Here is a 14,357-nt window from a genome sequence, read left to right on the forward strand (position 1 = left end):
TCAATTGGACAAACTCACAAATTAGAATGAAAATTTAAGTATCCCCCTACATTGTTAAAGATGACTATGTAATACTTATATCCATAGATAGATTCATCTTTAAAATATTTTGGAGCAAAATCCATGTCTGGCAATATCGTAAATACCACTGATGACAACTTTGATGCAGATGTACTTCAATCTGATATCCCTGTAATCGTAGATTTCTGGGCAGGCTGGTGTGCACCGTGTAAAGCGATTGCACCAGTCCTTGAAGTACTTTCAACTGAATTTGAAGGTAAAGTTAAAATCGTTAAAGTTGATGTAACTGCGTGTGAAGCAACTGCGGTCAACTACAACATTCGTAACATTCCAGCATTATTGATGTTTAAAAATGGTGAAGTTGTTGCTCAACAAATTGGTGCAGTGCCAAAATCTAAATTAACTGCATTCATTGAAGAAAATATTTAATTTGCTGAATTTATACATTATTTGTATAAATCTAGGAAAATGAGAAATACGCTTGATTTTCTAGCGTATTTTTTTTCGACTATAATTTGACAAACTTGTTGATCTAACTTATATTCCATGCTCAAGGAACATTAGGATTCTCTTCCTGTTTCTTAAAGGACAACACATAAGATCGCCGTTCGGCAACAGAAATTGTTTTACATATTTCTCCTCGAAAGAACTACATAGATTCTGAGTTTGTTTTTGTGTCTATACAATTTCAACTCACCTATTACACTGCTGGCGACTTTTGCTTCTTTTCTCTTTATCTGTGTTCCACACATCCTTATTCAATCTGACCATTTATGAATTTAACTGAACTCAAGAAAAAACCGATCGGCGAACTCATTAAAATTGCTGAGTTTATGGGCCTTGAAGGAATGGCTCGTAACCGTAAGCAAGACATCATTTTTGCCATCCTCAAACGCCATGCAATGAATGGCGAAGAAATTTTTGGTGATGGTGTTCTTGAAATTTTGTCTGATGGTTTCGGCTTTTTACGTTCCGCTGCAGGTTCTTATCTTGCAGGTCCGGATGATATCTATGTTAGTCCTTCACAAATTCGTCGTTTTAATCTACGAACTGGTGATACGATTACAGGTACGATTCGCCCACCTAAAGAAGGTGAACGTTACTTTGCATTATTAAAAGTTAATCAAATTAACTACGACACCCCTGAAAACTCACGCAATAAAATTTTATTTGAAAACCTCACACCACTTTTCCCAACTGAGCAATTGGTTATGGAACTGGGTAATGGTTCTTCTGAAGATTTGACAGCGCGTGTCGTGGACTTAGTTGCACCCATCGGTAAAGGTCAACGTTCAATTATCGTAGCACCACCAAAAGCGGGTAAAACGATGTTATTACAGAACATTGCCCAATCTATTGTGCGTAACAATCCTGAATGTTTCCTGATTGTCCTTCTGATCGACGAACGTCCAGAAGAAGTGACCGAAATGGAACGTACTGTGCGTGGTGAAGTTGTTGCATCAACATTTGATGAATCTCCAGCTCGCCATGTACAAGTTGCTGAAATGGTGATTGAAAAAGCCAAACGTCTGGTAGAGCACAAAAAAGATGTTGTAATCTTGCTTGACTCAATCACGCGTTTAGCACGTGCTTATAACACTGTTGTTCCTTCATCAGGCAAGGTACTTACGGGTGGTGTTGATGCCCATGCCTTAGAACGTCCAAAACGTTTCTTTGGTGCCGCACGTAATATCGAAGAAGGCGGTTCTCTCACCATTATTTCGACTGCCTTGATTGAAACAGGCAGTAAAATGGATGAAGTAATCTACGAAGAATTCAAAGGTACAGGTAACCAAGAAATCATCCTTGACCGCCGTATCGCTGAAAAACGTGTCTTCCCTGCAATGAATATCAAAAAATCGGGTACGCGTCGTGAAGAGCGTCTCATGAGCGAAGAAAACCTACGTAAGGTATGGATTCTTCGTAAGCTTCTTCATCCAATGGATGAATTAGTAGCAATGGAATTCTTGTTGGATCGCATGAAAGAAACCAAAACAAATGATGATTTCTTTGATCAAATGAAGCGCAAAGCTGCCAACTAATTCAATAAATATTTAAAAAGGCTACTCTAAAGAGTGGCCTTTTTATTTGGTTGACATTACTTACATAAATATACAATCATCGAGTTTCAACGTTACACGATATTGCAAATATTTGAATATAAAAATTATTAATCAAGATTTTTTATATTTATTAATAACTTATTTATCAATAAACCAATCTAAAAACGCAACTTGATTGTAAAATACTGTTAAAAAAACATCATTTTTTCATCAATTTGGTCAGTTTTTTTAAGATAAACAGTAGCAATTCAAAATGCGCAGTGATAGCATATTCGCATACCAGTTAGACTGCTCATGCAAAAAGCAAAAAACAGGCTAACTTGGGTTTTTTGTCTCAATTAAATTTATGAGAGTGATGCCATGTTATTCAAAAAAATCGCTATTGCTGCTGCAGTTGCTACCACTTTAGCTTTCGTTGGTTGTGCTAAAAAAACTGAAGAAGCTGCTGCTGATTCAAATGCTGCTGCTTCTCAAGCTGTAGCTGCTGCTTCTGAAGCTACTGCTGCTGTTGACGCTGCTGCTGCTGACGCTTCTGCTGCGACTGCTGCTGCTTCTGAAGCTACTGTTGCTGCTGCTGATGCTTCAGCTGCTGCTTCAGCTGCTCACTAATAATCGCTTAGATTATTATCAAGAAAAGAGAGCCTTTTAGGTTCTCTTTTTTTTGCTTTGTTTTTTACTTTAAAGTTTAAATCATCATAAACAAGCCGCATTACCCTTCACTACAGCCCTTTAGATCTAATAAGCACAAAACCACACCACTCTATTCTACTTTGGTTATTGCCCTTTAAAATTGCAAGCGTATTCAGATCATCTTAAGCAACACTAGAATATTTTACTTATTTGCATTTTTATAAAGATACTTAGAATTTTCTCAAAATAAATTTATCCCACATAAGTGGAATGGTATTTATTTTTTGCAATAAAAAAACCCCAAGCACATTACTCAGGGTTTTTATCTTACAAAACTTTTAGATTACAGAGCTTTCATCTTACGACACACAAATTGCCGATTAATCTTCTTGTTCTGTACCCACACGTTGTCTAAATTTTTGACCTGCACGGAATGTTACAACTCGACGTGCTGAGATTGGAATCTCTTCTCCAGTTTTAGGATTTCGACCTGGACGTTGACGCTTGTCACGTAGTTCAAAATTTCCGAAACCTGAAAGTTTGACTTGCTCGCCAGCAATTAATGCTTGGCTAATCTCGTCAAAGAACAACTCGACCATTTGTTTTGCTTCACGACGGTTTAAACTCGTAAGCTCACTTAAATGATCAGCCATTTCTGCTTTTGTTAATGCTGTCATGAGGCCCTCAATGTCGCTTGATAAGTGTCTTCTAACACTTGAATAATATGATCCATACCGGATTTAATCTCAGCATCTTCGAGTGTACGTGATGGATGTTGCCATAACAATGCAAATGCCAAAGAGCGCTTACCTTGTTCAACACCTTGCCCTGTATACACATCAAATAACCAAGTAGAGTCTAAAAGCTCTCCACCCGTTTTTTCGATAAGTTGCTGAATTTCACTAACATTAATCTTATCACTAATTACAAGCGCAATATCACGTCTAACCGATGGAAATCGTGATAATTCTGTAAAATTAGATACATAAGTTTGCAAAACAGCCGATTGGTCGAGCTCTGCGATCCAAGTTGTGCTCAAATCCAGTGCATTTTCCAAAGATGGATGTAGACGACCTAAATAACCTACTGATTTCCCATCCACGAGAATTTCCGCAGACTGACCTGGATGTAACCATTCACGATCAGAACGAACATATTCAACGTGAACACGTCCAGCTGCTAAAATCTCTTCGACCTCACCCTTGAGATCAAAGAAATCCATAACTTGAGCTTTTCCATGCCAAGATTCAATTTGTTTTGATCCTACAGCAATCATAGCCAAAGTTGGAATCTGTTTCAAATCTTCTATACTTTTCGCGTTTTGATAATCAAAACGTAACCCTAGCTCAAAGAAACGCACACGACTTTGTTGACGATTGATATTGTACTGAACACACGGAATTAAGCTTGAAAGCAGGGTTGAACGCATGACTGCCAAATCACTTGAAATCGGATTAGCAAGCGCCAATGGGTTTACTTGTGAATTCAATTGTTTTTCAAGTTTTAAATCTGCAAAACTAAAACTAATCGCCTCTTGATACCCCAGTGTTACTAAAGTTTGACGTAACTGAGTCAGTTCAAATTGATCCTGATGTTTAGCAAGTTTTACATCAATCACTGGCAGACTAATTTGAATATTGTCATAACCATGTATACGCGCAACTTCTTCAATCAAATCTTGATAAATTGCCATATCGTAACGATGTGATGGTGGTACAACAGTCCATTCACCTTCAGCTTTTACAGTCACATCACAACCTAAACGTTGCAGTGCATCTGTAATAAATGCAGTAGGAACTTGATAACCCAGCAATTGATCCACTTGCGCTTGATTCAATTCAATTGCTTCACGCTTAGGCAATAATTCAGTTTTTTCAGATACGGTAATTGGACCGAAATCACCACCTGCAAGGGTTTGAATCAATTGTGAAGCGCGTTGCATTGCGATCATAGGCAATTCAAAGTCCACACCACGTTCATAGCGTTGTGACGCATCTGTATGCAAACCATAACGGCGTGCGCGGCCTGCGATATGTAATGGTGCAAAGAATGCAGATTCAAGGAAAATTTCAGTGGTCTCATCTGTTACAGATGAGGATAACCCCCCCATGATACCTGCGATCGCCAATGCTTTTACATCATCTGCAATCACCATAACATCTTCGGTCAATTCAATTTCTTGTTCATTTAACAAAACAAGCTTTTCATTTGCACTTGCCTGACGCACATGCACTGAACCTTGAACCTGACCACCATCAAACGCATGCAACGGTTGACCAATCTCCATAAGCACATAGTTGGTAATATCAACAAGAATACTGTGTTGACGAATACCTGAACGTGCTAGAGCTTGCTCCATCCACGCTGGCGTAGGTGCTTTGGTATTTACATTTTTAATCACACGGCCTAAGTAACGAGGGCAACCATCCGTTGTCACAACGACTTGCTTCTGATCAACAATCGTAGCCGCAACCTCTTGAATTGCAGGTGCTGTTACAGGCAATTGGTTAATTACCCCAATTTCACGTGCCACCCCACGAATACTGAAACAGTCACCGCGGTTTGGCGTGATGCTGATATCAATCACATGATCATCAAGATTTAAATATTCTCGAATATTTGTGCCTACAGGAGCATCTGCAGGAAGTTCTAACAGACCATCAATTTTATCTTCAAGGTCAATTTCTGAAGCACCACACAGCATTCCTTGTGATTCAACACCACGAAGTTTGCCTTTTTTAATTTTAAAATCACCCGGGAGCACTGCACCAATGGTTGCAACTGGTGCTTTCATCCCAACACGTACATTTGGCGCACCACATACGATTTGCAAAGGTTCACCCGAACCAATATTCACTGTGGTGACACGTAAACGATCTGCATCAGGATGCTGTACAACAGTTAAAACTTCACCAATCACCACACCTGTAAATGGTTTAGCTGCAGGAACCAGTTCATCAACCTCAAGTCCCAACATGGTCAGTTGATCAGACAATGTATCGCTATCAATTGCAGGGTTGACCCATGTGCGAAGCCAATTTTCGCTAATTTTCATTTCTAAAACCTATATTCAATATCAATGAATTCCTCTCTGACTCCCCTTTAAAAAGAGGCAGAACCCTTCGTCTCATTATCTTGGACATCCCCTCTCCTTTTAGGAGAGGTCAGGGAGAGGTATAAATTTGTTAAGCAAATTGGCGTAAAAAACGCACATCGTTTTGGTAGAACATACGTAAATCATTGATGCCATAACGCAACATTGCGAAACGCTCTACACCGAGACCAAATGCAAAGCCTTTATATTTTTCAGGATCAATACCCGCAGCTTGTAGAACATTTGGATGCACCATACCGCAACCCAAAACTTCTAACCAACGACCACGCTCATCCATAATATCCACCTCAGCACTTGGCTCTGTGAATGGGAAATAAGACGGACGGAAGCGTACTTTTAAATCTTTCTCAAAAAATTCATTTAGCAAATTAATCAACAAACCTTTTAATTCTGCGAAGCTGGTATTTTCAGCAACGTATAAACCTTCGATTTGATGAAACATAGGAGAATGGGTCTGATCTGAGTCACAACGATAGACACGCCCCGGACAAACGATACGAATCGGTGGTTGCGAGTTTTCCATTGTGCGTACTTGTACACCTGAGGTATGGGTACGTAGCAAGTGATTTGCATCAAAGTAAAAAGTATCATGCATCGCACGTGCAGGATGATGTCCTGGAATATTCAATGCTTCAAAGTTGTGATAATCATCTTCAACTTCTGGCCCTGTCGCAACAGTAAAACCCGCTTTGGTAAAGAATTGACAAATACGTTCTTGAACCTGAGTAACGGGATGAATACTTCCTACAGCTTGCCCACGTCCAGGCAAAGTAATATCGATTGTTTCACTTGCTAGCTTTAATTCTAATTCAGCTTTCTGTAATTCAGTTTGGCGTTCAGTCAACGCTGCACTGATCGCTTCACGTACTGCATGAATTGCAGCACCCTGAACTTTACGCTCTTCAGGGTCCATTTTGCCAAGTGCCTTAGATTGTTCCGCAAGCTGGCTTTTTTTCCCTGTAAATTGCACTCGTACTTGGTCGAGTGTAGTCAGGTCTTGAGCTGCTGCAATCGCAGCGAGCGCTTCAGTGGTCAGGGCTTCCAGTGACATAGTAACTCTCAAAGCAATATTTTAGAAAAATAATATAACTCTATATTCTAACAGTTTTTATGCAGTTGAATGAAGTTTCCGCTTTACAAAAAATACGATTAGTCACAACTTATTCTAAATAATTTGTATATTTCCCTGTTTGATTCCTGTTGAAATGCTAGAACTTTGATTTATAAAAAGTATAAAATGGATTTAATGTCGCTGAGATCTATAAAAAATGGCACTCGATCAAATCTGGAAACGTCAACTTACACTCGTCACTTATGGCAATGAGTATCTCACTCAAGGGATCAGTTTTTCTCGTTGGGTCAATCATGCCATTTTTAATCAGCATGCTTTTGGCTTCCGTGATTTAACCAACCAACACCTATTGGCACAGCATTTTCAGATTTGGCTTGAAGGGCTAAAAAAACAAGGCGTGTATCGACTCAGCTTACATAGCGCGAGCATTTTAAACGATGAACAAAATCCAAATGCCAATGTTGAACTGTTAGCCATCCCACACTTTATTGTTAGCCATGATCAACAAAAGAAAACTGCATGGATTTTTGGTAAAGAATTGGCAGAATGGTATAGCGCAGAAAATGATTATGAAGCGCCTGAGCAGCAACGTCCCGATTTGCGTACCGAGATTTTTTGGCGCTATGATCTCAATGCAAAATTGATTAAACGGATTGAACAAGATTTAGTTCAACCGAATTGGGATGATATTCAAGTTTATACAGACAATGAATTGTTCGATACTCAATATGCCAAAGGTTTTTCAGAACCTGTAAATAAAGATTTACCTTATTATGGATTAGATGAAACGCTATATACGGCCGAGGATTCAAGCCTTAAACTTGCGCTGTTACCCACTGACTATCAAGCTGATTACGCACATGAAACCTTCTGTCGTATCGATGCATTAGAAAGCTTTATTTCTACAAAATTAAAGCATCCCTATGATGAAAATGAGCAAATCATGAGCCCTGAAGAACAAATGAATTTGCGCCATTTCCTCCAAAAAGTTGAAGATTTAAAATCAAAATTTATCGTTAAAGTTGCAAATCATTATAAATCTGCACGCTTAACGCCAAAACAAATTGCCTCGCCCTTTGAAACGCATGACAATATCAAAACCGAGCAGCGTCAAGCTTTCAACAGCAAAGTAAATCCTGAGCATAAGCCAGGTAAAACAGGTGTTTTTGCATTAATTATTGTGACCATTTTAATCTGCCTTGCGGCTTATTATTTTGGACTATAATGTCTTATCTATTTGATAAAATGAATCTTAAAAAGAAAGCAACATTAAAGTTGCTTTCTTACTTCCATTAAGGCAAAACCCAAAAGATTTAAACCTTGCCATGCGTTTGGATTTGTCGCATTAACATGATCTGCTGCAAGTCCAATCCCCCAAATTTGATCTACAGGCGAGGCTTCAACGATGATCTGATCTGAGGTACTCAGTAGAAACGCTTTAAGATCATTGTCTTGAGAAAACTTAGCCAAATTACCTTGAACCACAATTTCATAACGATGAGCAATCCAAATCTCATCTTGATAATTTTTGACCAAACGACCTAATGCTTTTATTTTCTTAGGATCGTCTGTTTGTAAAATTTTCTGAAAAATATCCTCGTCATTAAATAGTTTGGCTTTCTGCGCCATCATATACTGTTCTGTACTTTGATAATTGACACCATCAATTTCAAATTTTGCAGGAAACCATTGACTTAAACAGCTCTTGTCTATTTTTCCAGAAGTCTTTTGACTATGCCCCCAAAAACACAAATAACTATACTTTTGCCCGTTCTTTACCTGTTCTTGTAAAGTTGTTAAAAATTGAGAATCACTCATTTTATTGTCCTATGATTAATATCCCACTGATACAATACTTCTGTTATGCCATCACCATCATTAGCATGAACCTCTTATTCAATCACGATTCTACTTAATTTTTCATAAAAATATTCGACACGTATTGTTATATTTTTTCAAAATTTATCCTAACTTATAAAGGACTTAAATTAAACTCAAAAATTGATCAGCAGCTTTTCGCGATTTTAAATGGATAAATCGAATATGTGAATATTGAGGATCATTCATCATCGTTATATATTGCTGTCGATTTTTTTGATGCGTTTTAATCATCCACCAAATAATCGAGTCACGACTAAACATTTTACTAAAACTTTCACGATTATTTGAACTCTCCCAAAGTCTGTGTCTAAAAATAGCACGACGAACAGCTCTCTGTATGGATTGGTAAAGATTGATATAAAAAGGAATATCCAACCAAATTACAGTATCAATATCTCGCCATTTGATCTGCATGGTTCGCGTATAATTACCATCTATGACGAAACCAGATTTAGCTTGATCTAATTTGGCCTGAATTTTCTGAAAAAATGCAGTATCGGTAGACTCTTGCCAATCATCTAGCCAAAATAAATCATCCAATTCAATGTAGGTGAGTTTTAATTTTTGAGCCAATCTTATTGAAAATGTTGTTTTTCCTGACGCAGAAGTCCCCACGACATTGATGCGTTTCATAGATTTAAGAACTCTCTAAAAATAAAAAGTAGCCAAATAAGCTACTTTAAATCACGTAACAACCCAATCATCATTCAATCATTTTAGCTGATCTATATCAAAATACGGGCCGTATGCTGAGTATCACTTTATGTTCATTTGCATGTTGATTGATATAGTGCTCAACTGCTGTTACTTCACCTTTAACTTCCGCATCTGCACCATACATCACTTTTAAAACTTCCCCAACTCTGGGTAGTAGTTGCAACTCAACTTCAATTGCACCTTGTTGTAAACCTTCAATCTCAACACGCATACCCACTCCATCATTTTCTATTATTCGTTGTTCTACTCTATGCGAGCTATTTCTAAAACAATAATGTTTTCACGTTGATATTGTGTAATGTGTATGCAAAGTTATTTGAATGTTTAAATCATTCGGATGGCCTACTCAATCATCATAATCCAAATCATCCTCGTCAATATTGATAAAATTTGCTGGTGGTGTAATTTTAAACCTGACGGCTTTAATCGTAAGATGATCGAGTAATTTTGCTTTTGCCACACGATGCATACCATCCATCACCCTGCCATCAGCAGATAGAATAATTGGATAACTTAGATCTGCCTGTTGCATCAGTTGAAAATGTTCAATCATTTGCTGTGTTGTTGGATGTGTATCTGGAAACCAATACGCTTCATTGAGTTCTTGTATATCAGATAATGGAACTTCATGGATTGGGAAGTCTTGGCTCAGTTCAACCAGATGATGCACATCCCAAATATAAGTGTCTTCACCAACTTGGCGAAAGTGATATTGTTTACGCATAAGACTAGATTCTATAATTTGGTCAATTCAATGCTATAACAAAATAGTTAGAGCAACCATAATGACAGATTTTACTTCAACACAAATTTTACTGATTAGTGCTGTATTCGAACAATCAAACTCAATAGAAACTCATCTCGAAAAGTTCCCGCAATAGTTTGAAAATAAATTTTTAGGCATAAAAAAGACCGCTATAAAAGCGGTCTTTTTTAATCATCGAAGATGATTAAGCAGCTAATCCGCCTTTAGCTTTTTCAGCTAAAGCAGCAAATGCAACTGAGTCATGCATAGCGATGTCAGCAAGTACGCGACGGTCGATGATCACTTGAGCTTTTTTCAAGCCATCGATCATACGGCTGTACGACAAACCATTTTGACGAGCACCAGCATTGATACGCGCAATCCATAAAGCACGGAATTGACGTTTCTTTTGACGACGGTCACGGTAAGCGTATTGACCTGCTTTAATTACTGCTTGGAACGCTACACGATAAACACGTGAACGCGCGCCATAGTAACCTTTAGCACGAGCAAGAATTTTTTTATGACGGCGATGAGCCTGTACACCACGTTTTACACGAGCCATTTATAATCTCCTTAGATGTATGGGCACATACGACGAACTGAATTCATGTCACTTACGTGAACCATGACACAACCGCGCAATTGACGAATACGTTTAGCAGATTTTTTGGTCAAAATGTGGCGTTTGAACGCTTGTTTACGCTTGAAACCGTTAGCAGTCGCTTTGAAACGCTTAGCTGCACCACGGCGAGTTTTTAACTTAGCCATAACAACCTCTTTAAACACCTGTTCGGTACGTTCGCACCATTGCGACAACGACCTGCAGGTAAGGGAGGCAATATTCTAAATCATCTCTGTACAAAACAAAAGCAAAACATCCAACAATTTCACAATTCTCCAATGTAATTTTCGATGTAAATTTCACCTAGTTTTATAAGAAAAATCAGGATTAAATCTTTATAATCATCACATCATGATAAAACTGGACAGTTATGCCCCCTGCACAGGATGCTTTTGCTGCGCTTCGCTATCGAGATTTCTCAATTGTTACCATCAATCAATTTTGTTTAACACTCGCAATTTTAATTCAAGAAATTATTGTTGCCTATTCACTCTATCAAATTACCAAAGATCCGCTTACCTTGGGTCTGATTGGACTAGCAGAAGCAATCCCGTTTATTGCGCTGTCGCTTTGGGGCGGTTATTTTGCAGATAAGCTGAATAAACAAACCATAATGAAAGTTTGCTTATTCTTCTCCTTCCCTTTGCCATTGGTGCTTTGGTGGTTATTTCACAGTTATGATCATGGCCAAATTGGTGTGACTACACTGTCTTGGGGGATTTATGCGGTTATTTTTGGTTTGGGTACCATCCGAGGTTTCTACAATCCATCAGCAACCTCATTAAAACCATTTTTAATTCCTCGTGAACTGTATGCCAATGGTGCAACATGGACCACGATTGGATGGCAAAGTGGTGTCATTATTGGCCCAATGCTGGGTGGTTTTATGCTGGCAGGAATCGGTCGTGAAAACAGCTTACTCTCGGTAGCGGTACTTTTATTTATTTGCTTCTGTCTGATTAACTTATTAAAGAAGCGTACTTTCCCTACTATGGAACAAGACAATCTTTGGGACAGTTTAAGTGAAGGCTTTCGCTTTATTTGGAAAACCAAAATTGTACTGTGGGCCATATCTTTAGATTTGGTTTCAGTGCTGTTTGGTGGTGTGATTGCCCTACTGCCAATTTTTGCAGAAGATATTCTAAAAGTTGGACCTGAAGGTTTAGGTTATTTACGTGCGGCCCCCTCTATTGGCGCGTTACTCACCATGATCGCTTTAACCAAATTTCCACCTACACATCATGCATGGCGAAATATGCTGATTGCAGTTGCAGGTTTTGGGGTGTTTACCATTATTTTTGCATTCTCAAACAACGTCTGGCTCTCTTTATTTGCTTTGGCTATGACTGGTGCTTGTGACAGTATCTCAGTGGTTGTACGCCAAACCATTTTGCAAGTTTACCCACCTGAAAATATGCGTGGCCGTGTCGCTGCGGTGAATGGGATGTTTGTTTCATCGAGTAATGAATTGGGCGCATTTGAATCTGGGCTGGCTGCAAAATATTTAGGAACAATCACAGCCACTGTATTTGGTGGGTGTATGACCTTGGCTGTCGTCGCAATAAGTTGGGTAAAAACTTCTGATTTATTCAAAGTAGACATCACCAAAGGCCAAGAATAATGTGTTTGGCTGAATAAAAAACAGTAAAAAAATGCACCTTCAGGTGCATTTTCTATTGCGAGAATACAAAATTCGATAAATACTTTGCGCAATTAAACTACTCTCATGCGTATTAAACTGCATGGATTGCCAAACCTATGAATAAAGCTCTTTTTACCACTTGTTTATTGTGCCTTTCAACCTATAGCTATAGTGCGGATAAACTTCCTACAATAAAAGTCAAAGGGGAGCAATCTGAACAAAATGATCCTCAACATTTGACTACACGTATACAATGGGTCAAATTTCCTCAAATTCACTATCAAATCACTGAATTAAAAGATCAAGATCGTTCAGCAATCATTCGAGTAAAAGCCAATAACGCTGGTGAAATCACAGAGGCCGATATCCAAGAGAGTACAGGCATCCGTGCATTGGATCAGAAACTTGTAGATGCTGTGGAAAATGCAAAAGTAAAACCCTATTCAAAAAATGGAAAAGCCATTGCTTTAGTCGGTTATCAAACATTTACCTTAACGCTAGAGAATGCAACGGATCATGTTCAGCGTTCTAAGCAATGTACATATAGCTTTAATTCAAAGAATTGGAACAAACAACAACTCGATAAGTCGGTTGCCTTTGTTTATTTAAAGCAACCACTACTCGCACTGGATCAATCACTATTAAAGAATAAAGATCGTACAGTAAAGTTTAAATTTAAAGCCAATAAACAAGGCGAAATTACCCAAGTTAAGCTAACTCAACGTTCTGGTATTAATGCACTTGATCAACAAGTACTTGCAGCCGTTGAGCATGCATCAATCAATGTAAAACGTTCTTATCGTACTTTATGGATCTATAAACAATCCAACTTCAATGATGAGATTCAATTTAAAATCAATGAATGTAAATAAATTCATCAAGATGCGTCTTTTAAGGTTAAAGATAGTTTTGTGTCTTTAGGGTCCCCGTTGATATTTCATAAATGGCTTGTCAACAGCCCCTAACCTTTTTATTAAAATAATCCGATATACACCAAATAGATAAAAGCATACCGACCACCTTTTGCAATAGTCACGATCAAAAGAAAACGCCAAAAGTTCTCTTTCATTAGCCCTGCAATAAGTGTGATTGGATCTCCAATAATTGGAGTCCAGCTTAATAACAAAGACCAAAAGCCATACTTTTGATAGATTTTCTCAGCTTTAAGCATACTCTTTTCAGAGACAGGAAACCATTTCTTATCTTTAAACTGCTCGATTTTGAGTCCCAAATACCAATTCACGCATGAACCTAAAACATTGCCAATCGTTGCAACAGCAAGCAGTAAATATGCAGAATATTGTGTTTGTACCAATAGTCCAAGCAATACAGCTTCTGACTGCAACGGGAGTAAAGTAGCAGCACCAAATGCGGAAAGAAATAAGAGAAGATAAGCCATAAAGTTAGCTAAAGTTGGGTTTAGGTTTTAAAGTATAAGTCAAGAATGACAGTATAAAGGGAGCAAGAAAAGCCAACCAAAATGAAAGATCTGATTTAAAAAATTTCTGCAACAATGTGAGTTGAGCTTTACCCTCTGAAATCGCTTGCCAATCAATTTTGATATGAATAAAGCCGTAGAATAAAACAATAAAATAAAGCGAAAGCAAAACGAGTAAGATCGTGGTATTCAAAAGACTTTGCTGTAATTTACTTTGAAAAATGCCAAAGACCATAGCAAAAACCAAGCCTGAAACACTCACGATGCTAAAAATAATAAACCAGAAGTAATCATATGCAGAGTGATACTGCAAGATGCTACAAAGCATTGCTGTGATTAGTATCACTGCAAAAGAGATAAGGAAGTGCCAAACAAAGTTTTGCTTCATACTCCCCCTGTTGAATGTAC

General features: G+C 38.1%; 17 protein-coding genes. 6 read left to right on the top strand and 11 right to left on the bottom strand.

From position 1 onward, the window contains the following. Positions 1 to 123 precede the first annotated feature (123 nt). The 3 genes from trxA to ASC84_RS11855 all read left to right on the top strand — a co-directional run bounded on the left by trxA (position 124) and on the right by ASC84_RS11855 (position 2,693). Positions 124 to 450 (top strand): thioredoxin, encoded by a 327-nt coding sequence (gene trxA / locus ASC84_RS11845; RefSeq protein WP_004723035.1) that lies wholly within the window; start codon positions 124 to 126, stop codon positions 448 to 450. Between the two features lie 344 nt (positions 451 to 794). Further along, positions 795 to 2,063, top strand: coding sequence for a transcription termination factor Rho (gene rho / locus ASC84_RS11850; RefSeq protein WP_004723038.1), 1,269 nt, complete (start codon positions 795 to 797; stop codon positions 2,061 to 2,063). A gap of 381 nt (positions 2,064 to 2,444) precedes the next feature. After that, on the top strand, positions 2,445 to 2,693 hold the full coding sequence (locus tag ASC84_RS11855; RefSeq protein ID WP_056514861.1) for a hypothetical protein: 249 nt from the start codon (positions 2,445 to 2,447) through the stop codon (positions 2,691 to 2,693). Between the two features lie 401 nt (positions 2,694 to 3,094). Here the strand turns inward: ASC84_RS11855 and ASC84_RS11860 are convergent, their stop codons facing one another. From ASC84_RS11860 to pheS, 3 genes are all read right to left on the bottom strand, one after another. Then, a complete protein-coding gene (locus ASC84_RS11860) occupies positions 3,095 to 3,391 on the bottom strand; it encodes an integration host factor subunit alpha (protein ID WP_004723042.1) in 297 nt (98 codons plus the stop codon). Next, positions 3,388 to 5,769, bottom strand: a complete 2,382-nt coding sequence (pheT, locus tag ASC84_RS11865; protein WP_056514863.1) for a phenylalanine--tRNA ligase subunit beta — start codon at positions 5,767 to 5,769, stop codon at positions 3,388 to 3,390. The genes ASC84_RS11860 and pheT overlap by 4 nt, the downstream gene beginning before the upstream one ends. A 130-nt stretch (positions 5,770 to 5,899) precedes the next feature. Further along, the gene (gene pheS / locus ASC84_RS11870; RefSeq protein ID WP_004723046.1) at positions 5,900 to 6,880 is read right to left on the bottom strand and encodes a phenylalanine--tRNA ligase subunit alpha; all 981 of its coding nucleotides are present in this window, start codon (positions 6,878 to 6,880) and stop codon (positions 5,900 to 5,902) included. A gap of 217 nt (positions 6,881 to 7,097) precedes the next feature. Between pheS and ASC84_RS11875 the strand changes: the two genes are divergently transcribed. Further along, complete coding sequence (locus ASC84_RS11875; protein WP_056514867.1) at positions 7,098 to 8,126, top strand: hypothetical protein; 1,029 nt, start codon at positions 7,098 to 7,100, stop codon at positions 8,124 to 8,126. Between the two features lie 44 nt (positions 8,127 to 8,170). Here ASC84_RS11875 and ASC84_RS11880 read toward each other — a convergent pair whose 3' ends face one another. The 6 genes from ASC84_RS11880 to rpmI form a co-directional block, all read right to left on the bottom strand. Next, positions 8,171 to 8,719 (bottom strand): NADAR family protein, encoded by a 549-nt coding sequence (locus ASC84_RS11880; RefSeq protein WP_056514870.1) that lies wholly within the window; start codon positions 8,717 to 8,719, stop codon positions 8,171 to 8,173. A 165-nt stretch (positions 8,720 to 8,884) separates the two neighbouring features. Then, a complete protein-coding gene (locus tag ASC84_RS11885) occupies positions 8,885 to 9,415 on the bottom strand; it encodes an adenylate kinase (protein WP_056514871.1) in 531 nt (176 codons plus the stop codon). 97 nt (positions 9,416 to 9,512) lie between these two features. Continuing rightward, positions 9,513 to 9,710 carry a hypothetical protein gene (locus ASC84_RS11890; RefSeq protein WP_004723056.1) on the bottom strand — a complete coding sequence of 66 codons (198 nt, stop codon included), beginning with the start codon at positions 9,708 to 9,710 and terminating at the stop codon, positions 9,513 to 9,515. A gap of 135 nt (positions 9,711 to 9,845) precedes the next feature. Continuing rightward, a complete protein-coding gene (locus ASC84_RS11895) occupies positions 9,846 to 10,223 on the bottom strand; it encodes a hypothetical protein (protein WP_056514873.1) in 378 nt (125 codons plus the stop codon). Between the two features lie 226 nt (positions 10,224 to 10,449). Beyond that, entirely contained in the window at positions 10,450 to 10,809 is a 360-nt protein-coding gene (rplT, locus tag ASC84_RS11900) for a 50S ribosomal protein L20 (RefSeq protein WP_056514876.1), read from the bottom strand. Positions 10,810 to 10,820: 11 nt separating this feature from the next. After that, a complete protein-coding gene (gene rpmI, locus ASC84_RS11905) occupies positions 10,821 to 11,015 on the bottom strand; it encodes a 50S ribosomal protein L35 (RefSeq protein WP_002054552.1) in 195 nt (64 codons plus the stop codon). Positions 11,016 to 11,239: 224 nt separating this feature from the next. Between rpmI and ASC84_RS11910 the strand changes: the two genes are divergently transcribed. After that, on the top strand, positions 11,240 to 12,490 hold the full coding sequence (locus ASC84_RS11910; protein WP_056514879.1) for an MFS transporter: 1,251 nt from the start codon (positions 11,240 to 11,242) through the stop codon (positions 12,488 to 12,490). 137 nt (positions 12,491 to 12,627) lie between these two features. After that, entirely contained in the window at positions 12,628 to 13,383 is a 756-nt protein-coding gene (locus tag ASC84_RS11915; RefSeq protein WP_056514882.1) for an energy transducer TonB, read from the top strand. A 101-nt stretch (positions 13,384 to 13,484) separates the two neighbouring features. Here ASC84_RS11915 and ASC84_RS11920 read toward each other — a convergent pair whose 3' ends face one another. Both ASC84_RS11920 and ASC84_RS11925 read right to left on the bottom strand, forming a co-directional pair. Further along, a complete protein-coding gene (locus tag ASC84_RS11920; protein WP_056514885.1) occupies positions 13,485 to 13,910 on the bottom strand; it encodes a YqaA family protein in 426 nt (141 codons plus the stop codon). A 4-nt stretch (positions 13,911 to 13,914) separates the two neighbouring features. After that, on the bottom strand, positions 13,915 to 14,337 hold the full coding sequence (locus tag ASC84_RS11925) for a hypothetical protein (RefSeq protein WP_056514888.1): 423 nt from the start codon (positions 14,335 to 14,337) through the stop codon (positions 13,915 to 13,917). Positions 14,338 to 14,357 lie beyond the last annotated feature (20 nt).

The organism is Acinetobacter sp. Root1280 (assembly GCF_001425285.1).
Taxonomy (GTDB): Bacteria; Pseudomonadota; Gammaproteobacteria; order Pseudomonadales; family Moraxellaceae; genus Acinetobacter; species Acinetobacter guillouiae.

What these genes read in the sequence shown, in the direction of transcription:
- rho (WP_004723038.1), top strand. Translation starts at nt 795, where the DNA reads ATGAATTTAACTGAACTCAAGAAAAAACCGATCGGCGAACTCATTAAA.
- ASC84_RS11925 (WP_056514888.1), bottom strand. Translation starts at nt 14,337, where the DNA reads ATGAAGCAAAACTTTGTTTGGCACTTCCTTATCTCTTTTGCAGTGATA.
- ASC84_RS11855 (WP_056514861.1), top strand. Translation starts at nt 2,445, where the DNA reads ATGTTATTCAAAAAAATCGCTATTGCTGCTGCAGTTGCTACCACTTTA.
- ASC84_RS11910 (WP_056514879.1), top strand. Translation starts at nt 11,240, where the DNA reads ATGCCCCCTGCACAGGATGCTTTTGCTGCGCTTCGCTATCGAGATTTC.
- ASC84_RS11875 (WP_056514867.1), top strand. Translation starts at nt 7,098, where the DNA reads ATGGCACTCGATCAAATCTGGAAACGTCAACTTACACTCGTCACTTAT.
- ASC84_RS11920 (WP_056514885.1), bottom strand. Translation starts at nt 13,910, where the DNA reads ATGGCTTATCTTCTCTTATTTCTTTCCGCATTTGGTGCTGCTACTTTA.
- ASC84_RS11895 (WP_056514873.1), bottom strand. Translation starts at nt 10,223, where the DNA reads ATGCGTAAACAATATCACTTTCGCCAAGTTGGTGAAGACACTTATATT.
- trxA (WP_004723035.1), top strand. Translation starts at nt 124, where the DNA reads ATGTCTGGCAATATCGTAAATACCACTGATGACAACTTTGATGCAGAT.
- rplT (WP_056514876.1), bottom strand. Translation starts at nt 10,809, where the DNA reads ATGGCTCGTGTAAAACGTGGTGTACAGGCTCATCGCCGTCATAAAAAA.
- pheS (WP_004723046.1), bottom strand. Translation starts at nt 6,880, where the DNA reads ATGTCACTGGAAGCCCTGACCACTGAAGCGCTCGCTGCGATTGCAGCA.
- pheT (WP_056514863.1), bottom strand. Translation starts at nt 5,769, where the DNA reads ATGAAAATTAGCGAAAATTGGCTTCGCACATGGGTCAACCCTGCAATT.
- ASC84_RS11915 (WP_056514882.1), top strand. Translation starts at nt 12,628, where the DNA reads ATGAATAAAGCTCTTTTTACCACTTGTTTATTGTGCCTTTCAACCTAT.
- ASC84_RS11890 (WP_004723056.1), bottom strand. Translation starts at nt 9,710, where the DNA reads ATGCGTGTTGAGATTGAAGGTTTACAACAAGGTGCAATTGAAGTTGAG.
- rpmI (WP_002054552.1), bottom strand. Translation starts at nt 11,015, where the DNA reads ATGGCTAAGTTAAAAACTCGCCGTGGTGCAGCTAAGCGTTTCAAAGCG.
- ASC84_RS11860 (WP_004723042.1), bottom strand. Translation starts at nt 3,391, where the DNA reads ATGACAGCATTAACAAAAGCAGAAATGGCTGATCATTTAAGTGAGCTT.
- ASC84_RS11880 (WP_056514870.1), bottom strand. Translation starts at nt 8,719, where the DNA reads ATGAGTGATTCTCAATTTTTAACAACTTTACAAGAACAGGTAAAGAAC.
- ASC84_RS11885 (WP_056514871.1), bottom strand. Translation starts at nt 9,415, where the DNA reads ATGAAACGCATCAATGTCGTGGGGACTTCTGCGTCAGGAAAAACAACA.